This window comes from Streptomyces sp. CNZ301 (assembly GCF_004217425.1).
Genome location: NZ_SHLG01000001.1, coordinates 532,937 through 557,115, shown reverse-complemented (window position 1 = coordinate 557,115; position 24,179 = coordinate 532,937). Strand labels below are relative to the sequence as shown.

Here is a 24,179-nt window from a genome sequence, read left to right as displayed (position 1 = left end):
TTGCCCTGCGTGACCGTCCGTCCGGCCCCGCCGAGCAGCGCCACACCCCCTCCGTGACCCCTCGCAGGGGTACCCGGGGCACCCCTCCGGACCCGGCGGCGCTCCGTCACCCGCACCATAGACTCGGCCACGTGTACGCTCCGTCGCCCTTCGCCCGCTTCGGCTCTCTCCTCGCCACCGACCTGCGTGACGTCACGAGCGACCCCTCTGCCCTGGAATCCGCGGGGTGGTGGGCGGTGGTGGCCGACTTCGAAGGGCGGCTGCTGTGTGCACGCTTCGGCGACGTACGGGAGACACCTGCCCCCGGTGCGCCGCGGGGGGCCGCCACCGCGGCCGCGCGATGGCGCGGCCCGGCCCCCGGTGCCTGGGCCAGCTCCGCGGACCGTGCCGCCTACACCGCCGGGGTGCGGCGCATACGCGAGCACATAGCCGCGGGCGAGGTCTACCAGGCGAACCTCTGCCGCGTGCTGAGCGCACCTCTGCCCGATCCCTCGCCGGAGACCTCCGACATCGCAGGGCTCTCGGCCCTGCTGGCGAGCGGCAATCCCGCCCCGTACGCGGGCGCCGTCCGACTACCCGCGCACGGGGTGGAGGTGGCCACGGCGTCCCCGGAGCTTTATCTGCGCCGCGGGGGCAGCACCGTCACCTCGGGCCCCATCAAGGGCACGGCCCGCACGGCGGAGGAAATGCTGGAGAAGGACCACGCCGAGAACGTGATGATCGTGGACCTCGTGCGCAACGACCTGGGCCGCGTCTGCGCTCCCGGCTCGGTCACGGTGCCGGGCCTGTGCGAAGTCGAGCAGCACCCGGGGCTGGTCCACCTCGTCTCCACCGTTCGCGGCGAACTGGCTGCGGGCGCCGGCTGGCCGGATCTGCTGCGGCACACCTTTCCGCCGGGCTCCGTCACGGGCGCCCCGAAGCTCAGCGCCCTGAAGATCATCGCCGAACTCGAACCCACTCCGCGCGGCCCGTACTGCGGAGGTATCGGCTGGGTCGACGCGGACCGCGGGACAGGCGAGCTCGCGGTGGGCATACGGACCTTCTGGATCGAACGGGCAGGCGGCGCACCGGGGTCCCGGACCGGCGGCAGCGCCGTGCTGCGCTTCGGAACGGGCGCGGGGATCACCTGGGGATCCGACCCGGAGACGGAGTGGGCGGAGACGGAGCTCAAGGCATCCGGACTGCTCAAGGTAGCGTCGGACGTGCGGCACCCCGAGGTGCCCGGCTCCACGGCGACGAACGGAAGGGGAGCCCTGTGAGGATCTGGCTCGACGGCGGACTCCGGGACATCGACGACGCGCACGTCTCCGTTCTCGACCACGGACTGACGGTAGGAGACGGGGTCTTCGAGACGGTCAAGACGACCGACGGGGCGCCGTTCGCCCTCACCCGGCACATCGAGCGCCTCGCCAGGTCCGCCCGCGGCCTGGGTCTGCCCGAGCCCGACGCCGACGAGGTGCGCCGCGCCTGCCTCGCTGTCACCGAGGCAGAACCCGTGCCGCTGGGCAGGCTCCGCGTCACCTACACCGGTGGCCCCTCACCGCTGGGCTCCGACCGGGGCGACGTCCGGCCGACTCTCGTCGTCGTCCACAGCGAGTCGCACCGGCGTCCCGACAGCACCGCCGTGATCACCGTCCCGTGGACCCGCAACGAGCGGGGCGCGCTCGCCGGACTGAAGACGACGTCGTACGGAGAGAACGTCCTCGCTCTCGCCCGCGCGCACCGGCACGGCGCCGGAGAGGCCCTCTTCGCCAACACGCGGGGCCGTCTGTGCGAGGGCACCGGCACGAACATCTTCGTCGTCCTCGACGGTGAACTCCACACGCCGCCGCTGGAGTCCGGCTGTCTCGCGGGGATCACGCGGGCCCTGGTCGCCGAGTGGTCGGGCGCGCGGGAGACCGATCTGCCGCTCGACGCGCTGGAGCAAGCCGAGGAGCTCTTCCTCACCTCCTCCCTGCGCGACGTCCAGGCCGTGCACCGCGTGGACGACCGCGAACTGCCGGACGCCCCGGGCCCGGTCACCCGCGAGGCGATGAAGATCTTCTCCGAGCGCTCCGCGGCCGACGTCGACCCGTGACCGCCGGGCACGCTTCCCTGCCACCGCGGTCCGCAGCGCGCGTGACGGGGAGCTGCCGGGCCGGGTAGAACACGAGCGTGACCACGACGCTGCGCCCGACCGGACCCGACCAGTACGACGCCGACGGCGTCCGCTCCCGCTCGTACGACATCTGTGTCAACAGCCGCCCCGTAGGAATCCTCCGGCTGACCGTCGACCCGCAGCACGGCCCGGTGACGGGCCGTGTGACGCAGCTCGTCGTCGAGGAGCGCGAACGGCGGCGCGGGCGGGGCGCCGTGGCGGCGCTCGCCGCCGAGGAGGTGCTGCGCGACTGGGGCTGCCGGGGAGTCGAGATCACCGTCCCGGCGAAGGCGGATGCGGCACGGGAGCTCGCCGCGGGCCTCGGCTACCGCGAGCGCAGCCGCAGCATGCTCAAGGAGCTGGGGGAGGAGCGGCCGCTTCCCCCCGGCAGCACCGCCCGTCCCATGAGCGACGCGGAGTTCCCCGCATGGCGCGAGCGCGGGCTGCCCCGGCTGCTGGAGACGATGACGGAACGAGGCCTCTCCGCCGACGAGGCCGGGCGAAGGGCCGCGGCGGCGTTCGAGGAGCTGCTGCCCCGCGGGGCGTCGACGGCGGGCGCGGCACTGCGAGTCCTCGTCCACGACGGCGCCGACGCCGGACGGCTCTGGGTCGAACTCGAACGCAGCCCGCGCCCCGACTGCGACGCCTACGTCTACGAGGTGGAGGTCGACGAGGCCCTGCGCGGCCACGGGCACGGCCGCACCCTGATGCTCGTAGCGGAGCGCGAGGCTCTCGCTGCCGGGGCACGCACACTCGGACTGCACGTGCTCACCGCCAACACCCCGGCGGTGAACCTGTATTCGTCACTGGGCTACCGCGTGGCCGAACACCACTTCCGCAAGCAGCTGCTCTGACCCCCGGGGGCGGGAGGGCCCGTCACCCCGCCGCGGGGCGGGGGCCCGACTCTCAGGCGCGGTCGCAGAGCAGACCGTCCGCGATCTCCTCGATGCGGGCCCTCAGCCCTTCCTGGCTCCTGCCGCCGTCCAGCCGCTGCCCGCCGATGACGTACGTCGGTGTGCCCTTCACCCCGATCGCCCTGCCCTCCGCCTGGTCCGCGTCGACGATCAGAAGGTGCCGTCCGTCGATCAGCGCGCCCTCGAACTCCGCGTCGTCCAGCCCGAGCTCGCGCGCCACCTCCAGCAGCAACTCCTCGCCGCGCCGGGCGAGTTCGCCACTGCGCGCAAGGACGGCCGCCGCATAGGCATCGCCCTTGCCCTGGGCGAATGCCTCCTCGGCCGCCTGCGCGGCGGCGTAGGCGTGCTTGTGCTTCTCCAGGGGGAAGTGCCGCAGCCGGATCTCCAGCCGCTCCCCGTACCGTTCGCGCAGCACGTCCAGGTCGCCCTGAGCGCGGTGGCAGTCGGGGCACTGAAGTTCGCACCAGTAGTCGAGCACGGGGCGGGAGGAGACGTCCATGCGGACAGTCTCTCAGCCGCACGGAACGCCCATGACCCGGAGATCTCCCCTGAATCGGAGGGACGGCCATGGCCTGTGACGTGCGGGCGTTGCAAAATGGAGCACATGCTGACCACGACCGTGTGCGCCGCTCTCTCCGCAGCCGGCCTGGCCGTTGCCTTCCTGACGGCCTTCCGGCGGCGCTTCGCCGCCGCCCTCCGCATTGCGGCGTTCTCGCTCGTCCCCGTCGGGCTGGCCATGTCCGGCCTGATCGGCCTCGGCGGCAAGATCGGCACAGCGGTCGGTACCTGGGCCGCGGATCTCGTACTCAAGCCCACCGTCTGGGCCGGGTTCGCCGTGCTGGCCGTGGCGTTCGTGCTGTACGTCATCGGCCGCGTCGCGGGCCGGCACTCGCGCCGCAAGGACCGCGAAGCACCCCGCGGCTCAGCGACGTCCCCGGGCCGTGCCGTCGCCTCCGGCACGGCGAGCGCTCCCGCCCTCGGCGCCGCGGCCGGGGCGAGCTCCGCCGTCCCGGAGCGAAAACCGGCCGCCGGCAAGCAGGGGAAAGCCTCCGGCGGCGGCGACGCCGACGACTTCTCCGACATCGAGGCGATCCTCAAGAAGCACGGCATCTGACGCACCCCCAGCGCACACCCGTCGCAGCCGCACCCTCGGGCGCTCTTTACCAGGTTCTCCACCACGGCACCGGTATCCCCATGAACTCCACCGTCCCGTGGGCGTGTTGACCATCGTCGAAGTGCGGGCTGCGTCATCATCACCGCGAGATGGACATGACGCCGAATCCCCCGGCCGAGCTCGCCGAGCCGCCCTCCGCGCCTGCCGCGACCGCCCAGCCCCTCCACGTTCCGGCCCTGCCCGAGGTGCCGCTGACGGAGCAGAAGGGCTGTCTCTACGCCCTCTCCCAGCCCCCGCTGATGTTCTTCCTCGCATTCATCGCGGTGCTCCTCGCCATCACCGGCGCCCATGATCTCTTCCTGGAATGAGCGCCGCGGACGGGCGGGACGCCCCGTCGGCGCTCAGCCCCGCGCGGTCTCCGCGGACTCCCGCTGCCGTGCACGGTAGGCCGCGACGTGGAGCCGGTTTCCGCATGTACGGCTGTCGCAGTAGCGCCGTGAGCGGTTCCGCGAGAGGTCCACGAAGGCCCGCCGGCAGTCGGGCGCGGCACATCTGCGCAGCCGGTCCAGCTCCCCGGAGACGATGATGAAGGCCAGCGCCATACCGCCGTCGGCGGCCAGGTGGTGGGCCACCGAGGCGCCCGGCGCGAAGTAGTGCACGTGCCAGTCGTAGCCGTCGTGGTCGGTCAGCTGCGGAGTGGTCCCCGCCTCGGCCACCAGGGCGTTGACCAGCTCGGCGGCGGTGCGGACGTCGTCCGCGCCGAAGACCTCGGTCAGACGCTCCCGCACCGACCGCACCGCGTCCAGGTCCTCCTCGGTGAGCGTGCCGACGTCGCTGAGGCTGTTGCGCTCCACGTACGCCCTGAGGTCGGTCACCGAGACCAGCAGGTCGGGTCGGGCGCCGTCGGCCGCGGTGTTGAGCAGGTCCACGACGTCATCGAGTGCGCACCGGGTGTCGTGGTTGATCTGCACGGGTCGCTCCTCGGGTCAGCCCAGCGGGGTCCGGTGCGCAGAGACTAACGCCTGACACGCACGGCGACGCCGCCACCGACGGAGCCCGGTGAAGCCGGTTCCGAGGGCGACGGCGTCGCCGTGGGTGCCCTGTCGGGCTGAGGGAGGCGCAGCCGTCGCCCCGAGTCGGACGGCTGCGCGGGACCGGTGGTCTCAGCTCTCGGCGAGGATGTGCGAGAGCTCTGTGTCGAGGTCGAAGTGTCGGTGCTCGGTGCCGGGCGGCACGGCAGCGTCGGTTCGCTTGAGGAAGGACTCCAGGGCCCGCGCCGGGGCCTCGAGAAGAGCCTCGCCCTCAGGGGAGCTCAGGGCGATGCAGACGACGCCCTGACCGTGGCTACGGGAGGGCCATACACGAACGTCACCGGTGCCGGTGGGCCTGTGCAGCCCCTCGGCGAGGAGGTCGCGCGCGAAGACCCATTCAACGGTCTCCTCGGCGCCGGTGTGGAAGGTGGCGTGGACGGCATAGGGATCGGCCGTGTCGTACCGCAGCCCCGCGGGTACCGGCAGTGATGACTCGCTCGAAACAACGAGGCGCAGGTGCAGCTCGCAGCTGACCGTGGTGTTCATAAGCGCCAGGGCCTTTCGCTCAGTGTGCGCTCGGGGGTTCGCACGTCGGCGAAATCGACATGCCACGTACTCGTCGGTTGTAAACCCCTCTGACCGTTTTGCGAGTAATGCAGCCCTTGATATGGCCTGTGACGTTTTTTTGGCGTAGGGCTATTCCGGTGACGGTGCCGAGTTCGGTTACGTTGGGGATATGTACGCAGAGAGTGACCAGCGACCGCTGGGGTCTCGGGCCCCGCGGTTCATCAAGTCATCGAAGCCCCTGCACCGGACCTGGCAGGTATTGATCTTCCTACTCGGTCTGGCGGTCGTGGCCGGCGGCGTGGTGCTGCTCCCGCTGCCCGGCCCCGGCTGGCTGATCATCTTCGCGGGCATAGGGCTGTGGGCGACGGAATTCCCCTGGGCACAGCGTGTGCTGCGCTGGACGAAGCGGCAGGTCCTGGAGTGGACGCACTGGCTGAAGGCCCGGCGGCAGGCGCGCCGACGACGCAAGGAGGCCACGGAGAAGCAGTACGTGCGGTAGGGGCCGAGGGTGCCCGCGGGGTCGGGAGGACGGCTTCACATGCGGTAATCTGATGCGCGCAGCGGGCGATTAGCTCAGCGGGAGAGCGCTTCGTTCACACCGAAGAGGCCACTGGTTCGAACCCAGTATCGCCCACCGCTTCGTGCGGGGTCCGGCTGAATGGCCGGGCCCCGTTTCCGTACGTCGGGGCACGCGGCGTCTTCCGGCCTTCTCTCCGGTCCCGCACCGTGATTCTCGTCGAAGCGGAGACGCAACGGGAATTCACTTCATCGGTAATTACGGACGGACGCATTCCGCGGTTCGGGTCTTTGAAGTCCCGCTGGAACAGAGGAATTCGGGGAACGGGCTTCGGTGTACGGCGGTGACCGTGGTGACAGGATCCCGGGAGAGTTCACGGGCCTCGGGCGCCAACGGCGGTCCGCGGGGGAGAGAGTGAGGAGCGTGCATATGACGGCCAGGCGACACCGCTTCGCCTTCCACAGCGTCTGGCGGCTGAGCGCGGCCCCCGAGGCGGTCTACGCGGCGCTGGAGCGTGGCGGTGAGTACCCGCTGTGGTGGCCCCAAGTGCGGGAGGTGCAGGCGCTGGACGAGACGTCGGGCACGGCGCGCATCCGTTCCGTCCTCCCCTTCGATCTGTTGATCACCGGCCGGGCGAGGCGGCACGAGCCTGCCTCCGGCGTCCTGGAGATGGAGATCACCGGCGACGTGGCGGGCTGGGCGCGCTGGACGGTGACCGGGGGCGAAGCCTCGCACTCCGGCGGGGCGGTCGCTGTGTACGAACAGCAAGTGGAGGTGCGCAAGCGGCTGCTGAGGCAGTTCGCGGTGCCCGCACGCCCCCTTTTCCGCGCCAACCACGCGATGATGATGCGGGCGGGGCGGCGTGGCCTGGAGCGGTGGCTCCAGGGGCGTTTGGATGATGACTGAAGCGCACTGTATGGTTCTGCACGTGCCGCGAGCGGGCGATTAGCTCAGCGGGAGAGCGCTTCGTTCACACCGAAGAGGTCACTGGTTCGAACCCAGTATCGCCCACATGTTCAGGAGGCCGGTCCGTCACATCGACGGGCCGGCCTCTTCGCGTGCGTTGGCGGCGGGGGAGCGGAACCGGGCAGTCGTCATCGGCCGCAGCGGCCAGATGTGGTCCGTCGCCCGCCGTGTTCCGCTGGTGAACCAGGCCGCGGGGCCCGCTGCTTCGGCGGCGAACCAGACCGCCTGGAGGGTGTGCAGCGTGGCGGGTGTGAGCCCGGCGAGCCGTGACGCGAAGCGGCGGCCGAGGGCCCTCGCCAGCGCCAACGCCGCGACGGCCTCGTCCTGAACGGTCTCGGCGGGCGAGGGAACGCCGTAGTGGTCGCAGAGCAGGGCAAGCCCGCGGTGCGGGTTCGAGGCTCCCGGCGTGCGGTTGAGACGCCGGTCGAGAAGCACGGGGTCGAGTACGCACATGCCGCGGCCGCCGAGGCGGTTCACGAGCGGCGTGTTCCTGTGGCGCCTCAACTCCCGGTCGAGCAGCGTCAGATCGTACGGGGCGTTCATCACGACGAGCGGCCTGCCGGTGGCATGGGTCGCCAGGAACCGCGCCACGCAGTCGGCCGCCGGTCCTGCCGCGAGGGCCGGAGTGCCGGGTGGCAGATGCAGTTCGGCCGGTGCGTGCGGCGCCTGCTGGACGACCACCGCGGCGGCGCACAGCCGGTCCAGTTCGGGATCGGCGCCCGCTGTGGTGTCCGGATCCGGTCCGGACTCGGGGCGGCGGGCCCGCAGGGAGAGTGCCGCGAGGGGCCCCTCGTACCACTGGGTCATGGCAGCACTCCTGTCCGTAAGGGCACCGAACTGCTGATACCGCATTCCGGGACACGCCAATCGCGGTCGCACCGATCGCGGTTGCCGTGGCGGGAGTCGCCCCGGGGGAGCGGCCGCGGGAGGGCGAGGGGCAGGTAACCGTTTCGCGGGAAGGGGACCGCTCTCGGTACGATTCGAGCGGCGCCCGGCACACGTCGGCGCTCCGTGGAATGAGAGTCAGGAGAGACCGGTGACCGATGTCCGTGTGATCATCCAACGCGATTCCGAGCGGGAAGAGCGCGTGGTGAACACGGGCACTACGGCCGGCGCTCTCTTCGAGGGGGAGCGCTCCGTCGTGGCCGCCCGCGTGGCGGGGCAGCTGAAGGACCTGGCGTACGAGGTCGCCGACGGCGACGAGGTCGAGCCCGTGCAGTTGACCAGCCAGGACGGGCTCGACATCCTCCGCCACTCCACCGCGCACGTCATGGCGCAGGCGGTGCAGGAGCTCTTCCCGCAGGCCAAGCTGGGCATCGGACCGCCCGTCCGCGACGGCTTCTACTACGACTTCGACGTTCCGGAGCCGTTCACCCCCGACGATCTGAAGCTCATCGAGAAGAAGATGCAGCAGATCCAGAAGCAGGGGCAGCGCTTCTCCCGCCGCGTCACCACCGACGAGGACGCCCGCGAGGAACTGGCGGACGAGCCCTACAAGCTGGAGCTCATCGGGCTGAAGGGTTCGGCGGCCGAGGCGGCGGAAGGTGCCTCGGCGGAAGTCGGCGCCGGTGAACTGACCATCTACGACAACGTGGACGCGAAGTCCGGCGAGCTGTGCTGGAAGGACCTCTGCCGCGGCCCGCACCTTCCCACCACCAGGGCGATCCCCGCGTTCAAGCTCATGCGCAGCGCGGCCGCGTACTGGCGGGGCAGCGAGAAGAACAAGCAGCTGCAGCGCATCTACGGCACCGCGTGGCCGACCAAGGACGAACTGAAGGCGTATCTGGAGTTCCTGGCCGAGGCCGAGAAGCGTGACCACCGCAAGCTCGGCGCCGAACTCGACCTGTTCTCCATCCCGGAGGAGCTGGGCTCGGGGCTGGCCGTCTTCCACCCCAAGGGCGGCGTCGTGCGCAAGGTGATGGAGGACTACTCGCGGCGGCGGCACGAGGAGGCGGACTACGAGTTCGTCAACACCCCGCACATCTCCAAGGAGCAGCTGTTCGAGACCTCGGGGCACCTGCCGAACTACGCGGAGTCGATGTTCCCGCCCCTGGAGTTCGAGGGGCAGAACTACCGGCTCAAGGCGATGAACTGCCCCATGCACAACCTGATCTTCAAGGCGCGCGGCCGCTCCTACCGCGAACTGCCCCTGAGGCTCTTTGAGTTCGGCACGGTCTACCGCTACGAGAAGTCGGGTGTCGTGCACGGCCTCACCCGCGCCCGCGGCTTCACCCAGGACGACTCGCACATCTACTGCACCAAGGAGCAGATGGCCGACGAGCTGGACAGTCTGCTCACCTTCGTGCTGAACCTGCTGCGCGACTACGGGCTCAGTGACTTCTACCTGGAGCTGTCCACCCGCGAGGAGGGCAACCCCAAATTCATCGGTGAACCCGAGGAGTGGGAGGAGGCCACCGAGGAACTGCGCCTCGCCGCCGGCAAGCAGGGCCTGGACCTGGTGATGGACCCGGGCGGCGCCGCCTACTACGGGCCGAAGATCTCGGTGCAGGCCAAGGACGCCATCGGGCGGACCTGGCAGATGTCCACGATCCAGGTCGACTTCCAGCAGCCCAAGCGGTTCGAGCTGGAGTACACCGCGGCGGACGGCTCGCGGCAGCAGCCGGTGATGATCCACCGTGCGCTCTTCGGGTCGATCGAGCGGTTCTTCGCCGTGCTGCTGGAGCACTACGCGGGCGCGTTCCCGGCGTGGCTGGCCCCGGTGCAGGCCGTGTGCATCCCGATCGGGGACACACACGTTCCGTACCTGGAGGAATTCGCCGCGGAGGCCGGGAAGAAGGGCCTGCGCATCGAGGTCGACTCGTCCTCGGACAGGATGCAGAAGAAGATCCGCAACGCGCAGAAGTCCAAGGTCCCCTTCATGATCATCGCGGGGGACGAGGACGTCTCCGCGGGCGCTGTCTCCTTCCGCTACCGCGACGGCACGCAGAAGAACGGCGTCCCGCAGAACGAGGCCGTGGCGGAGTTGCTGGAGGCCGCCCGCCCCAGCTCGTAGAGCAGCGGCGGCTCGCTCCGGCACGGGGGAGCACAGCCGAGCCGGGTGGGGCTCCGGGCAGCACCCTGGAGCCCTGCCCCGTACCGGCGAAGTCCTATGCTGGCCCGCATGACGAGCGAGCCGGAAGAGCAGATCGGGGTCGGGACACCGGACGCGTTCCAGCGACTGTGGACACCGCACCGCATGGCGTACATCCAGGGCGAGAACAAGCCCGCCGGTCCCGAGGAGGAAGACGGCTGCCCCTTCTGCGCGATCCCGGCCAAGAGCGACGAGGACGGGCTGATTCTCGCCCGGGGCGAGCACGTCTACGCGGTCCTCAACCTCTACCCGTACAACGGCGGGCACCTCATGACCATCCCCTACCGGCACGTTGCGGACTATCCCGCTCTGACGGACGAGGAGACCGCCGAACTCGCCCGGTTCACCAAGCGGGCGATGAAGACGCTCCGGGTCGCCGCCGCGGCGCAGGGCTTCAACCTCGGCATGAACCAGGGCTCGGTCGCCGGCGCCGGAATCGCCGCGCATCTGCACCAGCACGTCGTGCCGCGGTGGGGAGGCGACACCAACTTCATGCCGGTCGTCGGCCACACACGGGTGCTGCCGCAACTGCTCGGCGAGACGCGCGCGATGCTGGCCGACGCCTGGCAGGACTAGTTGTTCTCTCCACGGAGAGAACAACTAGGGCGATTCCTGCGGACCACGTGCTCGTCGGTGGGGCATGTCGTCAACTGACGTGCACTGGGCGCGGATTGGACATTGCTGCCGCCGGACCGGGGTCCTCAGCGCGAGCAGCGCAGCACCGTGCAGCGCAGCACTGCATCGGCAAGGCTCAAGCAATGGCGGGGCCCGGCCACCCCGCTACGACGAGAGCGACGCCGCCTGCCTCGCGGCACAGGGCTAAGGGGTCTGGACTCTGCGTCCTCGCGCCGTGACGCCGGGCCACCGTGCATCTCGCCGACTTAGCCTGGAAGCATGCGTGCAGGACGCCCGCGTCCACGTCGAGCCGGCCGAGGCGGAGAACAGCCCCGGCGCGCGGCGCGCGGAATCGTCCTGAACGGCTGTGGGGGCTGCGGGCCCGGGGACGGGGCGGGACCATGACCCGGCCGCCGGCCCGGTCCCCGGAGGACTTGGCCCGGGCCTTCGAGCTGGCCGGTGTCACGGACGGCCGGCTGCTGCACGCAGTGCGGCAGACCCCCCGGGAGTACTTCGTCCCTCCGGAGCTCGTCTCGTCCGCGTACCATGACGCGCCCCTGCCCATCGGGCACGGACAGGTGACCACGCAGCCCTCACTGTCCGGAATGATGATCGAGGGGCTCGGTCTGGACGGGAGCGAGCACGTCCTGGAAGTGGGTACCGGCCTCGGGTTCCAGACCGCGCTGCTCGCTTCCCTGGCCGCCGACGTGGTGAGCGTCGAGATGTGGCAGGACATCGCCGAGAGGGCCCGGCGCAATCTGGACCGCCGTGGTGTCAGGAACGTGGAGGTCGTGGTCGGTGACGGCAGCCGCGGCGTGCCGGAGCGGGCCCCGTACGACGCGGTGATCGTGTCCGCCGCGTTCGAGGAGGTGCCCGAGCCGCTCATCCGGCAGCTGCGCGTGGGCGGGGTCCTCGTCCAGCCCATCGGGCCGGGGGGACGGGAGCAGGTGACGGCGTTCCGCCGGACCGGGGTTGGGCTGGAATTCCGGGAGGTGCTGGCGGGGGCCTGCTTCGTGCCCCTGCGCGGCCGGTACGGGTATCCCCTCTGAGCCCGTTGCCGGCCGGGACCGCACGGTCGCCCCCCGCGGGCCGTGGGCCCCCGCAGTTGCTACCCGGTCCGGCCCTTGCGCAGGAACCGGCGGAGCCGCCGCAGCGGCCAGGTGTTGATCACGTCCTCGGTCGTCAGCCACCCCCGCTGCGCAGTGCCCACCCCGTAGCGCAGGTTCGCGAGTTGGAGCACGGAGTGGGCGTCGGTGTTCACCGCGAACTTCGCGCCGTACTCCTTGGCGCGGAGGATGTCCTCGTCGCACAGGTCGAGGCGGTCGGGCTGGGCGTTGACCTCCAGTGCGGTACCGCTGCGGGCGCAGGCCGCGAAAACCTCGTCCAGATCCACGTCGATCCCCGGCCGCTTGCCGATCAGGCGCGTGGTCGGATGGCCGATGACGTTGACGTGAGGGTTCTCGCAGGCCCGCAGAAGCCTCCGGGTCATCGCGGCGCGGTCCAGCGCGGTGTGGGAGTGCACGGAGGCGACGCAGATGTCGAAGCCGGCGAGGAAGCCGTCGGGCCAGTCGAGTTCCCCGTCCGGTCCGATGTTGAGTTCGACGCCGTGCAGCAGCCGCATCCTGCGGTGTCTGCCGTCCATCGCCCGGACCTGCTCCCGCTGGGTGAGGATCTTCTCCTCGGTCATGCGCTGCATGTACAGGTTGGGCGCGTGGTCGGTGACGGCGTAGTACGCATAGCCGCGGCCGGCGGCGGCGGTCACCATCTCCTCCAGAGGCGCGAGGCCGTCGGTGAGGTCGGTGTGGGTGTGCAGGTCGCCCCTGACGTCTCCCTCCGTGATCACCTGGGGCAGTTCGCCGCGCAGGCCCGCCTCGATCTCCCCGCGGTCCTCGCGCAGGGTGGGCGGGATCCACGGCAGACCCAGCCTCGCGTACACCTCTTCCTCGGTCCGGGAGGCGATCGTCCGCCCGCTCTCCACCTCGGACAGTCCGTACTCGGAGAGCTTCAGCCCCTGGCGGACCGCGATGGTGCGGGTGCGGACGTTGTGTGCCTTCGAGCCGGTGAAGTACTGCAGGCCCGCGCCCCAGGAGTCCGGCGGCAGCACGCGCAGGTCCACCTGGAGGCCCTTCACGGTGCGGATCGTGGTCTTCGTCTCGCCGTGCGCGACGACCTCGGCCGTGGAAGGCAGCTCGCTCAGCGCCGCCATGAACGGCTCGGACTCCTCCGCCGCCACGAGGAGGTCGACGTCGCCCACCGTCTCCTTCATACGGCGCAGGGAGCCCGCGTAGGTGCAGCGCCGGCATCCGGTCATTCCGGAGAGTTCGGCGATGATGTCCTCGGCCGGACCCATGGCGACGTCGAGAGGGACACGGCCGCCCGCCTGCCGCATGAGGGCGATGCCGTGCAGGATGTTCTCCTCGGTCTTCCTGCCGAAGCCCTTCAGGTCGGCCAGCTTCTCCGCCTTGACGGCCTCGGCCAGCTCGTCCACCGAGGAGATGTGCAGACGCTGATAGAGGGTCATGGCCTTCTTCGGGCCGAGAGTCGGGATGGCGATGAGCTCCCGCACCCCGGACGGGATCTGCGCCCGGGTCTCCTCGACTGCCGCGACCCGGCCGGTCCTCAGGTACTCGAGCACCTTGTCGGCGATGGACCTGCCGACCCCCGGGATCTCGCGCAGGCCCTCAGCGTCCAGCCGGGAGACGTCGGCGGGGTGTCCGCCGATCGCGCGGGCGGCCTTCTCGTAGGCGCGTGCCTTGAAGGCGTCCCCGCCAGTGATCGCGATGAGGTCGGCGTACTCCTGGAGGAGTGTCTCGACCTCGTCGTTCGGCCTGGCCACACCGAGAATTCTAGGAGGATGCGTTCGCCGTGCCACTCGAACCGCATCCGCCCCCCGAAGCACAGCGGCCCGGTCGTCCCGTCGGGCACGGGTGCGCCGCGTCCGCGGCTGCCGACCGGCGGCATCCGCAATACGATGGACGCTGAGGTGGGGATGTGAAAACCGAATCCGCGGCGGTGGCCGTGGCGCCCGGTGGCGAGCGTCAGACGGCCTTTGCGGTCAGCGCTCGCAGTCTCCACGCAGGGTGAATCCTTCTGAATCTCCTGACCACTCCGGCATCCCTGCCGAACTCCGTCCCCGTCGATGTGCAGGCATGGATGCCGGGAACAGACCGGAAGGGGAGAATCCTTGTCTTCCACACGCTCTCTCGACTTCGAACACGCCATCCACTCGGCCAACATCTGGCTGAAGGACGTCTCGGACGCCCTGGGGACCGAGGACCGCCACCTCGCCCACCGCGTCCTGCGCACCTGGCTGCACACGCTCCGCGACCGGCTCACCGTCGACGGCGCCGCCCACTTCGCGGCGCAGCTCCCCGAGCTTCTGCGCGGCGTCTACTACGACGGCTGGGACCCGAGCGTCGTGCCGGTCAAGTACGACCGCGCGGCCTACGTGGACCGCTTCGTGCGGGAGGCCAAGGTCGGCACCGACGACGTGCCGCACATGGCTCCCGCCGTCACGGGCGTCGTGCGGCGGCACGTTTCGCCTGGACAGCTGGAGACGGTGCTGGAGCAGCTCCCGCACGACGTACGTGCTCTGCTCCTCCAGCCCGCCTCCTGACGGGCCGACGGGCCCGGTCGGGGCCTACCGTCCCGGGCTCGCCCACCCCGCAGTCGGAGCACGGCTGAACCGACGGAGGGTGACGGCATGGACATCACGCTGGTGGAAGACGGTCCGTTCCGCTTCCGCATCGATCGGCGCGGACCCATGCGCGTCCCGGGTGTCGTGCACGCCACCCGGGACCTGCTGCCGGAGGCCGCCGGGGACAAGGCGCTGGAGCAGGTCGTGAACGTGGCGACGCTGGCGGGCATCGTTCGCGCCTCGTTCGCCATGCCCGACGTGCACTGGGGGTACGGCTTCCCGATCGGCGGGGTCGCCGCGACCGCCGTCGATGACGGCGGTGTGGTCTCGCCCGGCGGCGTGGGGTTCGACATCTCCTGCGGGGTCCGGCTGCTCGCCTCCGACGCCGGGTTCGACCGGTCCGATCCCCGGCTGACCGCGGTGATGGACGTGCTCGGTGAGACAATTCCGCGCGGCATGGGACGCGGTGGCCTCTGGCGGCTTCGGGGACGTGCCGAGTTGGAGAAGCTGCTGGTCGGAGGGGCGCAGTACGCCGTCGAGAGCGGTCACGGCGTGGCGCGCGACCTGGCGCGCTGCGAGGACCAGGGGGCGCTGCCGGACGCTGATCCGGCACAGGTCGGGCAGCGGGCCGTGGACCGGGGCCTGCAGCAGGTGGGCAGCCTGGGCTCCGGGAACCACTTCCTCGAGGTGCAGGCCGTCGACCAGGTCTACGACGAGAACGCAGCCGCCGCCTTCGGACTGCACGCGGGCCAGGTGTGCGTGATGATCCACTGCGGTTCCCGCGGCCTGGGCCACCAAGTGTGCACCGACCACGTGCGCGTCATGGAGGGCGCTCTGCACACGTACGGCATCGAACTGCCGGACCGTCAACTGGCCTGTGCTCCCGTCGTCTCACCGCCGGGCCGCGACTACCTGGGCGCGATGGCCGCCGCCGCCAACTACGCGCGGGCGAACCGGCAGTTGCTCACCGAGGCGGCGCGCCGCGCGTTCGAGAACGCTGCGGGGACGGGTCTCGACCTGGTCTACGACGTCTCCCACAACATGGCGAAGACGGAGACCCACGAGGTGGACGGCCTGCCCCGCCGGCTGTGCGTCCACCGCAAGGGCGCAACGCCCGCTCTCCCGTGCGGCGCCCCGGGCCTTCCCGCGGACCTCGCCGCGGTGGGCCAGCCCGTGCTGGTCCCGGGCACGCTCGGGACGTCCTCGTACGTGATGGTGGGCATGCCCGGCAACGAGGCGTTCCGGTCCGCCTGCCACGGAGCGGGGAGGGTATGGAGCCGCCACCAGGCGCTGCGCCGGGTGCGCGGCGAGGAGCTGCGCGACGAACTGGAGTCCCGCGGTATCGCAGTACGGCCGTCCTCCTGGCGCGGGCTCGCGGAGGAGGCCCCAGGGGCCTACAAGGACGTGGACGCGGTGGCCGCGGCGACCGAAGGTGCCGGGCTGGCCCGGCTGGTGGTGCGGCTGACTCCGCTCGGTGTCACCAAGGGGTGACCGGGCGGCTGACGGGCGCCACAGCGCAACCGCCCCGAACCGGCGCGGGCGACCCGGCGCCGTCGCCGCCGCTCCGCCGCTCGGAGCCACGGGCAGCGTGCACCGGGCCGTGGACGCATCGCGTCCGCCGGCCCACGGCTCGACACCCTGAGGCCGCGGCGAAGTGCCTTGCGCCGCCCGCCAGTTGCCTTGTGCCGCGGCGGTGACTTGCGCGGCGCGGACGGCAGGCACCGCGGGCAGCTCAGGTGTACCGGAGCAGCGCCCCCACCCCGTGGGCAGGCGCCCCCTCCGTGCCGGGCGGGACGACCCGCACGTCGGCGTCGGTGAGAAGCGCGGCCCGCGCCGCCACGTCCGCCAGGGAGCCGGGCGACAGGCCAGTACCGCTCTGGTCGGGCATCTGGCGGTCCGAGATATCGGTCGGCCCGGGGCCGAACCAGGCGGTACGGGTGTCACTCGGATCGTGAGTGAGCACTAGGGCGCCGACCTGCCCGCGGGCGAGGGCCTCCGTGGTCTCCCGCACCCCATCCACGGTGCGGCCCCGGGGGCCGCGTTCCTCGGCCATCTCCTGCAGCAGCTCCCGCGTCTGCCGCTCGCCCTCGCGGCGCCGCTCCGCTTCGACCTGAGCCCTGCGGCCGTCGAAGGCCCCGTCGTGGCTGCGGCTCCCGCTCACCCCACGAATGCGCACCTGATGCCGCACGGCCTTGGGCAGGTGCTTGGTCAGGTACTGCACGGCGCGCACGTCCCCGGCGAGCAGCACCAGACGCGCCGAGACGCGGGCCACGGCCCGGCTGAGGGCGTCGGCGACGTGTGCGGCGTTGTGTTCCCAGGAGTCCTCAGCGCGATGCTGATAGCGCATCTGGGACCAGCCGCCGGGCGCGTTCCGTACGATCTCGTCGTCGGGACCGTCGACGGTCTCCCGGACCGGCCTGGTGCCGGCCTCCGGGCAGATCTCCAGGTCTGCACCGGTGCGGTCGCACACGGCCAGCACGTACGCGGGGTGGTCCTGCCGCCACTCCAGCAGGGGCAGCAGGTGCGGCAGCGGTCCGTACTGGACGAGATCGGTCTGCCGGGCCCCAGGCATCTCGGTGACGTGGACCAGCTCGCCGTCCGAGGCGAAGGCGGCAAGCGTGCCGGAACCGGGCAGCGCCGCCAGCGCCTGCCGGGCAACGGCCTGCATGGCCTCCCTGCCGTCGGTGGTCTGCTCGGCCAGCTGTTGGACGAGGGCCTTCCAGCGCAGCTCGGCGTCCTCCTCCTGCTCGGGGCGGGCGTCCAGGGCGTAGTACACCGAAATCACCGGCGCGTGGCCGGCCAGCAGATTCCACAGGACGCCGTCGCTGATGTCGGTGACCGTTTTCATACGGGCCTCCTCAGCCAGACGAAAGGTTCTTCACGTCCGGGGCCGCGGCCGCCCGCTCGAGTCCGTGCGTCGGCCGTGCCGCGCACTCCGCCTGGGCGGTCGCGGGCCGGGTGCATGCGGACGTACCCGGCCGGCCCCGGACAGTCGGCCTACTCGGCGGGGGTGACCAGGCCGTAGTGGCCGTCGTAGCGGTGGTACAGCACGCTTCCGCGGCCGGTGGCCGCATCGGCGAAGAACACGAACGGGAACCCGGCCAGATCCAGCCTCTCCCTTGCCTCGTCCACGGTCAGCCGCGGGGCGGGGAGGTCGCTGACGGTCAGCGGCACAGCAGAGGTCTCGGCCCCGCGGGGGCGGGGGTGCAGCTGCGCGAGCCGGTATCCGGTGGGGCCGGCCCGGTAGAGCACGCTGTCCTCACCGGTGCCGATGTCGGTGAACAGCTGGAAGCCGTAGTCCATCATCTCCAGCTCGAAGGCCGCCTCGTCCGGGGACTCCCGGTCCAGGGTGAACGACTTGTGCCGTACGACCTGCCGCTCTTCGGGCGGACGGGGGAAGTAGTCGGGATGATGGGCCGGCTCGCTGAGATGCCGCCACTCGTGCGGATCGGACACGGGCATCCCGCCGCGCCGGGCCTCCCAGTTCCGGGCCAGCCGGTCCAGTCGTTCCCCGAGCCTGTCGTGCAGGAGGTCCGCCGCCTCCGTCGCCGTCCTGCCGGCGACCTGGGCGCGCGCGACGCGTCCGTTGACGTCCAGGCTGGCCTGGGCGGTCACCGGGCGCCGCGTGGCGGGGTTCGCCGTGCGGGTCAGCCTGACCCGGCCGTACAGGACCGGTTCCGGCGCCCGGGACAGCAGCGACTGCACCTTCCGCTGCGCGTAGTCGGCGGCGTCCGGCGACAGTTCGCCGCGGGTCGTCACCTGGATCTCGGGAGCCCGCTGTTGCACCGTTCGCCTCATGGCAGCCTCCTGTCCCTGGGTGCTGTTTCCACTTTGGCCGCCCGGGCGGCCATCCGTGCAGGGGCCGAAGGGCCCATGCGCGGGGCCGCCCCGCCCGCACCCCCGGGGCACCGCGGGGCTGCCGAAGAGGCGGGCCGGTGAAGCCCGTGCTTACAGCGCTTCCGCCGCCCGGCGTGGCGCAGACCCGAGCCCGAGCCCGCGGTCACGCCGCACGTGGCCACCGCGTACCAGCCGGGCGCCGTCTCGCACGTCGATCAGCCGGGTGCGGGGCCCGGGCAGCGGTGTCAGGCCCGGGTTGATCTGCCCGCTCCCGGTGGCGCACCGCGCAGCAACAGCGCACCGCACAGCAACAGCGCACAGCGACACCACAGAGCGCAACCACAGAGCGACATCACACAGACCTGCCGCGGGGTCGCTGGCCCTGTCGCCGTGCCGCCGACGCCGTGATCGATCTCCGAGAGCTCGTCCGGGCCCCGCTCGAACCGGTCCCTGGCATGCCGCCACGGTGTGCGCACGCGCGGGAGGCCCGGCTCCCGGGCTCAGATGCTGCGGGCCACCACGGCCTCGACGAAGCGGCCGACCTCCCGCTCGGGCAGGTTGCGGGCGAGATCCGCCTCGCTGATGATCCCGACCAGCCGCTTGTCGTTGTCGAGGATCGGCATGCGCCTGACCTGGTGCTCCTCCATGACCTCCAGCACCTGCCTGATGTCCGTGTCCGCCATCGCCGTGACCGGCTTTCCGGCTATCAGCTCCCCGGCGGTCATCTTCTTCGGATCCCCGCCGGCCGCGATGCACTTCACGATGATGTCGCGGTCCGTGACGATGCCGCGCAGCTTGTCGTCGTCACTGCAGATCGGCAGGACACCGACATCCTTGTCGCGCATGTGGCGCGCCGCGGTCTCGAGGGTCTCGTGTTCGCCCACGCAGTGGGCACCGGTGTGCATGACGTCTCGGGCGATGGTCATGGCAGCCTCCTCGATTCAGGCACAGAGGGCGGCGTTCCCAGGTGGCACACGGGTCTCGTATGTCCCCTGAAGCCCTCAACCAGACTCCATTCTCAGCTCGCCACTCCTGCCACGCATCCGGAGTAACGCGCTGCCGCAGCCCCGCCTCCGCCGGCGGAGCATGGACCGTGGACAGGCAACTCACGAGGAGGCCGCGCCGTGGTGCCACCCGACAGTGCCGAGCGGCGGGGCGGGCACCGCACGGTCCCGCACACGGCGGACCTGCGGGTGGAGGCGTGGGGCCCCACTCGTGAGGAGTGCCTGGCGCACGCGGTGCGTGGCGTCTGCGAGTCGTTCCTGGACGTGAGCGGGGCAGCTCCCGTGCGGAAGCGTGACGTCACGGTGCGGCCGGAGACGGACGAGGACCTGCTCAGAGCGCTGCTCGAGGAGTTGGTCTACCGGCTCGACACCGACGGCGAAGTCCCGGTGGACGTGACGCTGACCGAGGTCCCCGGCGGTCTGCGGGCCGCCCTGCACATGGCCGAGGTCGCCCCGTTGCCGGTCACCGGGGCAGCGCCGAAGGCGGTGACCCTGCACGAGCTGGTCTTCCGCCGCGGCCCGCACGGCTGGGCCTGTTCGGTGACGCTGGACGTGTGACCGGGTCGGGCGGCCGCTCGATCGCGGCCGGCCACGCGGCCCGGGACCGGCCGCCACGCGCTCCGGGACCGGCCTCCGGCCACGGCGGCGCGCCTGAAGCCGGTGCCGCCGCGACGCCGCCGGCTCACGCGTCGTAGACGTCGGCCTTCTTCGGCTCGGCTCCCTGCACCTGAGCGCTGAGGAAGAGGGAGCGGGTGCCGAACTGCTCGGTGTCGCAGCCGTTCTCGTCGAGTATGCGCATCGCCGCCGCGTGCACGACGCGCAGCACCGGAGTGGCCGCGCGCAGCGCGTCGTCGGCCATGAAGCGGTGCCGCCAGGGCTTGTCAGCCCAGGCGTGCCGCAGGCCGAACGGTTCCGGAAGCGTCAGCTTGCCGCCGAGGAAGTCCAGCACCGGGGGGAACCAGGTGAAGGGCGCGCGGGCCGTGAGCCGGACCACTTCCTTGGCCTCCACCAGCGGCAGGTTGACCTCCTTTGTCTCCCAGAACTTCACGCTCTTGGAGACCTCCTTGGTCTTGGCCTTGGGCTTCGTGGTGAACAGCGGATGCACGGGGCCCAGGGCATGACCCGTGACCTCGATGCGCAGCGTGTGGTGGAGCACGGTCACGGTGATCAGCAGCGTGATCACCAACTGCCCGTCCCAGAGGACGAACTGGACGCCGAGGTAGTGCCTGTTGCCGCTGCCGAACTGCTGCTCGTTGCAGATGCGCTGTATCTCGAAGTCCTTGATGCGGTACCCCTCGACCTCCTGGCCCTCGGGGCGCTTGACCTCGGTGGCGCCCTCGCCGATGGGGGAGACGATCCAGTGCCGTATCGACGGTGTGGGGAAGCCGCCGGTGTGCAGCGGCCCGCGCTCGAGCCTGCGCAGCTGGTCGTGGATGGCGCGCACCACATCCCAGCTGCGGAAGGGGTTGATGTCGGCCTCGCCGTCCTTCGGGACCAGCTCCTCGGCGAGCTGCCAGCTGCCCCAGCGGGTGCCCATGCCGAGTATCCCCTTGGGGCCCGCGTAGTAGACGAGGTTGCTGGCCTGCTCGGCGCTGAGCTTGGCGAGACCCAGCCGGATGCGTTCGGCGCCCGCGTCCCCCGGGTCCTGCGGGACGGCCTCGGGGATCTTCGCCCCGACGCCGCTGCCGCCCAGCAGCTGCTCCCACTGTCCGCGGAGCATCTTGGCCGAGCGCTCGCAGACCTGCTTCGCCCACAGCCAGCCGACGACAGGCACGATGAGCATGCCGCGCAGATAGATGCCGAGCACTCCGTCGAAGGGGAGCTTGAGTACGAACAGAACCGCCAGACCGCCCAGCGCGATCATGGCGGCGATACCGAAGGCGCCCATCCGCTTGTCCTGCGCTCCGGCGAGCGCGCGGCGCAGCTGGAAGGCCAGCAGCCACAGCAGAGTCCCCGGCAGGAACAGCACTCCGAAGATGACCATGATGACGGTCAGCCGGGTGTCGCGGTCCTTGCGGATGCGGGTGGCCGCAAGGCAGTGCTCGACAACCGTCTGCGGCTCGATGCCGAAGGACTGGATGAGTGCCTTGCGGGCCCCTCCCAGCAGCCGCACCTGCACGGCGCGGGAGAACGCCTCGCCTAGGTTCGGCTCGAACAGCGAGACGCGCGGGGGCTTCACCTTCGCGCCGTCGTTCGCCTTGAGAAGTTCCGTGATCGGGCCGTCCCGGTACGCGGCGGAGGCGAGGGCCTGCGTGGCCGCGGTCTGGCCGCCCGAACCCGAGAGCGGCACTTGGGCGCCCGGACTGAAGTCGGACGCGGCCTCGATCCCTTCGAAATCCTCGAACCCGGCCACTGAGCCCCCACTTCGTCAAGCCTCGGCGCTGCCCGCCCACGTGCGGTGCCGACCACAGCACATTCCCAACTGCCGTGGCCGGCACACTTCTTCACGTGCCTTTGTCCAGCGTAGCCGCAGTCAGCCGCCGTTCTGCGCGGCTTCCAGGATCTTGCCGGCCAGCTGCTGGGGCATCGGTTCGTGGCAGGCGTACGAGCGGGCGAAGCGGCCCGTCCCGTGGGAGAGCGAGCGCAGTTCCACGGCGTACCGGCTGATCTCGATCTCCGGGATCTGCGCCCGTACGAGGGTGTGCCCGTCGGTGGCCTGCTCGGTGCCGGAGACCTTTCCGCGCCGTCCGGACAGGTCGCTCATCACCGAGCCGACGTACTCGTCCTCGACGTCCACCTGCAACTCTGCGACGGGTTCGAGGAGATGGATGCGCGCCTTGGACGCGCACTCGCGCAGCGCGAGCGCACCCGCCATCTGGAACGCGGCGTCGGAGGAGTCCACCGAGTGGGCCTTGCCGTCGTGCAGCGTCACGCGGAAGTCGACAAGGGGGTAGCCGGCGGCGACGCCCTTAGCGGCCTGGGCGCGAATGCCCTTCTCCACCGAAGGGATGAACTGCCTGGGCACGGCCCCGCCGACGACCTTGTCGACGAACTCGATGCCCGAACCGCCCGGCAGCGGCTCCACCTTGATGTCGCAGATCGCGAACTGCCCGTGTCCGCCGGACTGTTTGACGTGCCGGCCGCGGCCCTCCGCGCTCTCGGCGAACGTCTCCCGCAACGACACCTTGTGCGGCACGGAATCGACGTTGACGCCGTAGCGGGCACGCAGCCGCTCCAGTGCGACGCCCATGTGCGCCTCGCCCAGGCACCACAGGACGAGTTGGTGGGTGTCCGGGTTCTGCTCCAGGCGCATCGTCGGATCCTCGGCGACGAGCCGGGAGAGCCCTTGCGAGAGCTTGTCCTCGTCGGCCTTCGTGTGCGCCTTGATGGCGACCGGCAGCAACGGGTCGGGCATCACCCACGGTTCCATCAGAAGCGGGTCGTCCTTGGCGGAGAGGGTGTCGCCCGTCTCCGCGCGGGTCAGCTTGGCCACGCACGCGAGGTCGCCGGCCACGGCCTTGGACAGGGGGCGCTGCTGCTTGCCGAAGGGCGCGGACAACGCCCCTATCCGCTCGTCGACGTCGTGGTCCTCGTGCCCCCGGTCCTCCAGTCCGTGACCGGAGACGTGCACGGTCTCGTCGGGACGGAGCGTGCCGGAGAAGACACGGACGAGTGAGATGCGTCCGACGTACGGGTCGGAGGAGGTCTTGACGACCTCGGCGACCAGCGGGCCGTCGGCGTCGCAGGTCAGCGCCGGGCGGGGCTTGCCCTCCGGAGTGGTGACGTCGGGGATCTCGTGCTCCAGGGGCGAGGGGAAGCCGCCCGTGATCAACTCCAGCAGCTCCACGGTGCCCAGGCCGTGCCGTGCGCCCCCGGCGGCGGGCGCCGCCGCCAGCACGGGATGGAAGACGCCGCGCGCGACGGCCTTCTCCAGGTCCTGGATGAGCGTCGGGACGTCGCACTCCTCGCCGCCGAGATAGCGGTCCATGAGGGTCTCGTCCTCGCTCTCGGAGATGATCCCCTCGATGAGCCGGTTCCTGGACTCCTCGATCTGCGGCAGCAGTTCGGGCCCGGGCTCCCGCTCGGTGCGCGTTCCGGAGGAGTAGTCGTGGAGGCGCTGGGAGAGCAGCCCTATGAGGCCCTCGACGGGCGCGTGTCCGTCGGCGCCCTCCGCACCGCGCAGCGGCAGGTACAACGGGATGACGGCGTCGGGGTCGTCCCCGCCGAAGACGCTCTGGCAGACCGAGACCATTTCCTCGAAGTCGGCCCGTGCGGCGTCGAGATGAGTCACGACGATTGCGCGCGGCATCCCGACCGCCGCGCACTCCTCCCACACCAGCCGTGTCGCGCCGTCGACGCCGTCGGCCGCCGAGACAACGAAAAGGGCCGCGTCCGCTGCCCGCAGACCGGCCCTCAACTCCCCGACGAAATCCGCATATCCGGGGGTGTCCAGTAGGTTGATCCGGATGCCCTCCCACTCGACCGGCACCAGTGAGAGCTGCACCGAGCGGTGCTGGCGGTGCTCGATCTCGTCGTAGTCGGAGAGGGACCCGCCGTCCTCCACCCTTCCGGCTCTCGACACCGCCCCTGAGGCCAGGGCGAGTGCTTCGACGAGGGTGGTCTTTCCCGATCCGCTGTGGCCGACCAGGACCACATTCCGCAGCTTGGAGGGGTGGTCGGCCGCCGCTGCCCTGCCGGCGGCTCCGGTGTGTGTGTTCGCCTTGTCGCCCATGTGTCCCGCCTTCCGGTCGACACGTGCTGGCTACATCTGGCTTCGTCGCGAAAACCGCGGTACTTCGAGCTTTCCAC

Annotated in this window: 22 protein-coding genes, 2 tRNA genes and 1 pseudogene; 15 read left to right on the top strand and 10 right to left on the bottom strand. The window is 71.1% G+C overall.

Translation table 11 applies throughout. From position 1 onward, the window contains the following. Positions 1–131: 131 nt before the first annotated feature. The 3 genes from EV375_RS02455 to EV375_RS02445 all read left to right on the top strand — a co-directional run bounded on the left by EV375_RS02455 (position 132) and on the right by EV375_RS02445 (position 2,991). Positions 132–1,259, top strand: a complete 1,128-nt coding sequence (locus tag EV375_RS02455; RefSeq protein ID WP_130297983.1) for a chorismate-binding protein — start codon at positions 132–134, stop codon at positions 1,257–1,259. After that, entirely contained in the window at positions 1,256–2,077 is an 822-nt protein-coding gene (locus tag EV375_RS02450; protein ID WP_130297982.1) for an aminodeoxychorismate lyase, read from the top strand. Before EV375_RS02455 ends, EV375_RS02450 begins: the two co-directional genes overlap by 4 nt. Positions 2,078–2,154: 77 nt before the next feature. After that, positions 2,155–2,991, top strand: a complete 837-nt coding sequence (locus EV375_RS02445) for a GNAT family N-acetyltransferase (RefSeq protein WP_130297981.1) — start codon at positions 2,155–2,157, stop codon at positions 2,989–2,991. A 52-nt stretch (positions 2,992–3,043) separates the two neighbouring features. Here the strand turns inward: EV375_RS02445 and EV375_RS02440 are convergent, their stop codons facing one another. Further along, a complete protein-coding gene (locus EV375_RS02440) occupies positions 3,044–3,550 on the bottom strand; it encodes a DsbA family protein (RefSeq protein WP_130297980.1) in 507 nt (168 codons plus the stop codon). 105 nt (positions 3,551–3,655) lie between these two features. On the opposite strand from EV375_RS02440, the gene EV375_RS02435 reads away from it, so the two are divergent. Together EV375_RS02435 and EV375_RS02430 are read left to right on the top strand one after the other, a co-directional pair. Then, on the top strand, positions 3,656–4,165 hold the full coding sequence (locus EV375_RS02435) for a hypothetical protein (RefSeq protein ID WP_130297979.1): 510 nt from the start codon (positions 3,656–3,658) through the stop codon (positions 4,163–4,165). Positions 4,166–4,314: 149 nt separating this feature from the next. After that, entirely contained in the window at positions 4,315–4,533 is a 219-nt protein-coding gene (locus EV375_RS02430) for a hypothetical protein (RefSeq protein ID WP_130297978.1), read from the top strand. 33 nt (positions 4,534–4,566) lie between these two features. On the opposite strand, the gene EV375_RS02425 is transcribed toward EV375_RS02430, so the two are convergent. Further along, positions 4,567–5,136, bottom strand: a complete 570-nt coding sequence (locus EV375_RS02425; protein WP_130297977.1) for a CGNR zinc finger domain-containing protein — start codon at positions 5,134–5,136, stop codon at positions 4,567–4,569. Positions 5,137–5,328: 192 nt separating this feature from the next. Further along, entirely contained in the window at positions 5,329–5,742 is a 414-nt protein-coding gene (locus EV375_RS02420) for an SsgA family sporulation/cell division regulator (RefSeq protein ID WP_003959770.1), read from the bottom strand. A gap of 190 nt (positions 5,743–5,932) precedes the next feature. On the opposite strand from EV375_RS02420, the pseudogene EV375_RS02415 reads away from it, so the two are divergent. The 4 genes and pseudogenes from EV375_RS02415 to EV375_RS02400 form a co-directional block, all read left to right on the top strand. Next, positions 5,933–6,223, top strand: a pseudogene (locus EV375_RS02415) (TIGR02611 family protein); the annotation flags it as partial. Positions 6,224–6,325: 102 nt separating this feature from the next. Next, a tRNA-Val gene (locus tag EV375_RS02410) sits at positions 6,326–6,397 on the top strand. 312 nt (positions 6,398–6,709) lie between these two features. Next, a complete protein-coding gene (locus EV375_RS02405) occupies positions 6,710–7,186 on the top strand; it encodes an SRPBCC family protein (protein WP_130297976.1) in 477 nt (158 codons plus the stop codon). A gap of 33 nt (positions 7,187–7,219) precedes the next feature. Beyond that, positions 7,220–7,291: transfer RNA gene (locus EV375_RS02400), tRNA-Val, on the top strand. A gap of 21 nt (positions 7,292–7,312) precedes the next feature. Here EV375_RS02400 and EV375_RS02395 read toward each other — a convergent pair. Next, entirely contained in the window at positions 7,313–8,053 is a 741-nt protein-coding gene (locus EV375_RS02395) for a 3'-5' exonuclease family protein (protein ID WP_486588234.1), read from the bottom strand. A 229-nt stretch (positions 8,054–8,282) separates the two neighbouring features. On the opposite strand from EV375_RS02395, the gene thrS reads away from it, so the two are divergent. The 3 genes from thrS (at position 8,283) to EV375_RS02380 (ending at position 12,001) form a co-directional block, all read left to right on the top strand. Next, positions 8,283–10,259 (top strand): threonine--tRNA ligase, encoded by a 1,977-nt coding sequence (thrS, locus tag EV375_RS02390; RefSeq protein ID WP_130297975.1) that lies wholly within the window; start codon positions 8,283–8,285, stop codon positions 10,257–10,259. A 96-nt stretch (positions 10,260–10,355) separates the two neighbouring features. After that, the gene (locus EV375_RS02385) at positions 10,356–10,913 is read left to right on the top strand and encodes an HIT family protein (protein ID WP_130297974.1); all 558 of its coding nucleotides are present in this window, start codon (positions 10,356–10,358) and stop codon (positions 10,911–10,913) included. Between the two features lie 440 nt (positions 10,914–11,353). After that, the gene (locus EV375_RS02380) at positions 11,354–12,001 is read left to right on the top strand and encodes a protein-L-isoaspartate(D-aspartate) O-methyltransferase (RefSeq protein ID WP_130297973.1); all 648 of its coding nucleotides are present in this window, start codon (positions 11,354–11,356) and stop codon (positions 11,999–12,001) included. A 59-nt stretch (positions 12,002–12,060) separates the two neighbouring features. Here the strand turns inward: EV375_RS02380 and polX are convergent, their stop codons facing one another. Continuing rightward, positions 12,061–13,788 (bottom strand): DNA polymerase/3'-5' exonuclease PolX, encoded by a 1,728-nt coding sequence (gene polX / locus EV375_RS02375; protein WP_130297972.1) that lies wholly within the window; start codon positions 13,786–13,788, stop codon positions 12,061–12,063. A gap of 348 nt (positions 13,789–14,136) precedes the next feature. Here polX and EV375_RS02370 point away from each other — a divergent pair, with 348 nt between their 5' ends. Beyond that, on the top strand, positions 14,137–14,568 hold the full coding sequence (locus EV375_RS02370; RefSeq protein ID WP_486588233.1) for a DUF2267 domain-containing protein: 432 nt from the start codon (positions 14,137–14,139) through the stop codon (positions 14,566–14,568). A gap of 87 nt (positions 14,569–14,655) precedes the next feature. Continuing rightward, a complete protein-coding gene (locus EV375_RS02365; protein WP_130297970.1) occupies positions 14,656–16,080 on the top strand; it encodes an RtcB family protein in 1,425 nt (474 codons plus the stop codon). 241 nt (positions 16,081–16,321) lie between these two features. Here the strand turns inward: EV375_RS02365 and EV375_RS02360 are convergent, their stop codons facing one another. From EV375_RS02360 to EV375_RS02350, 3 genes are all read right to left on the bottom strand, one after another. Further along, positions 16,322–17,437 carry a baeRF2 domain-containing protein gene (locus EV375_RS02360; protein WP_130297969.1) on the bottom strand — a complete coding sequence of 372 codons (1,116 nt, stop codon included), beginning with the start codon at positions 17,435–17,437 and terminating at the stop codon, positions 16,322–16,324. Positions 17,438–17,586: 149 nt separating this feature from the next. Further along, entirely contained in the window at positions 17,587–18,387 is an 801-nt protein-coding gene (locus EV375_RS02355) for a sigma 54 modulation/S30EA ribosomal C-terminal domain-containing protein (protein WP_130297968.1), read from the bottom strand. A gap of 539 nt (positions 18,388–18,926) precedes the next feature. Then, complete coding sequence (locus EV375_RS02350) at positions 18,927–19,352, bottom strand: CBS domain-containing protein (RefSeq protein WP_130297967.1); 426 nt, start codon at positions 19,350–19,352, stop codon at positions 18,927–18,929. Positions 19,353–19,550: 198 nt separating this feature from the next. On the opposite strand from EV375_RS02350, the gene EV375_RS02345 reads away from it, so the two are divergent. Continuing rightward, on the top strand, positions 19,551–19,988 hold the full coding sequence (locus tag EV375_RS02345; protein WP_130297966.1) for an archease: 438 nt from the start codon (positions 19,551–19,553) through the stop codon (positions 19,986–19,988). Positions 19,989–20,112: 124 nt separating this feature from the next. Here the strand turns inward: EV375_RS02345 and EV375_RS02340 are convergent, their stop codons facing one another. Beyond that, positions 20,113–21,783 (bottom strand): hypothetical protein, encoded by a 1,671-nt coding sequence (locus EV375_RS02340; RefSeq protein ID WP_130297965.1) that lies wholly within the window; start codon positions 21,781–21,783, stop codon positions 20,113–20,115. Positions 21,784–21,903: 120 nt separating this feature from the next. Continuing rightward, entirely contained in the window at positions 21,904–24,102 is a 2,199-nt protein-coding gene (locus tag EV375_RS02335) for an elongation factor G-like protein EF-G2 (RefSeq protein ID WP_130297964.1), read from the bottom strand. Positions 24,103–24,179: the final 77 nt, after the last annotated feature.

Excerpts from the sequence above, each read along its gene's own strand:
- EV375_RS02440 (WP_130297980.1), bottom strand. The coding sequence starts at position 3,550 with ATGGACGTCTCCTCCCGCCCCGTGCTCGACTACTGGTGCGAACTTCAG.
- EV375_RS02435 (WP_130297979.1), top strand. The coding sequence starts at position 3,656 with ATGCTGACCACGACCGTGTGCGCCGCTCTCTCCGCAGCCGGCCTGGCC.
- EV375_RS02430 (WP_130297978.1), top strand. The coding sequence starts at position 4,315 with ATGGACATGACGCCGAATCCCCCGGCCGAGCTCGCCGAGCCGCCCTCC.
- EV375_RS02420 (WP_003959770.1), bottom strand. The coding sequence starts at position 5,742 with ATGAACACCACGGTCAGCTGCGAGCTGCACCTGCGCCTCGTTGTTTCG.
- EV375_RS02405 (WP_130297976.1), top strand. The coding sequence starts at position 6,710 with ATGACGGCCAGGCGACACCGCTTCGCCTTCCACAGCGTCTGGCGGCTG.
- EV375_RS02395 (WP_486588234.1), bottom strand. The coding sequence starts at position 8,053 with ATGACCCAGTGGTACGAGGGGCCCCTCGCGGCACTCTCCCTGCGGGCC.
- EV375_RS02385 (WP_130297974.1), top strand. The coding sequence starts at position 10,356 with ATGCTGGCCCGCATGACGAGCGAGCCGGAAGAGCAGATCGGGGTCGGG.
- EV375_RS02380 (WP_130297973.1), top strand. The coding sequence starts at position 11,354 with ATGACCCGGCCGCCGGCCCGGTCCCCGGAGGACTTGGCCCGGGCCTTC.
- EV375_RS02365 (WP_130297970.1), top strand. The coding sequence starts at position 14,656 with ATGGACATCACGCTGGTGGAAGACGGTCCGTTCCGCTTCCGCATCGAT.
- EV375_RS02360 (WP_130297969.1), bottom strand. The coding sequence starts at position 17,437 with ATGAAAACGGTCACCGACATCAGCGACGGCGTCCTGTGGAATCTGCTG.
- EV375_RS02355 (WP_130297968.1), bottom strand. The coding sequence starts at position 18,387 with ATGAGGCGAACGGTGCAACAGCGGGCTCCCGAGATCCAGGTGACGACC.
- EV375_RS02350 (WP_130297967.1), bottom strand. The coding sequence starts at position 19,352 with ATGACCATCGCCCGAGACGTCATGCACACCGGTGCCCACTGCGTGGGC.
- EV375_RS02335 (WP_130297964.1), bottom strand. The coding sequence starts at position 24,102 with ATGGGCGACAAGGCGAACACACACACCGGAGCCGCCGGCAGGGCAGCG.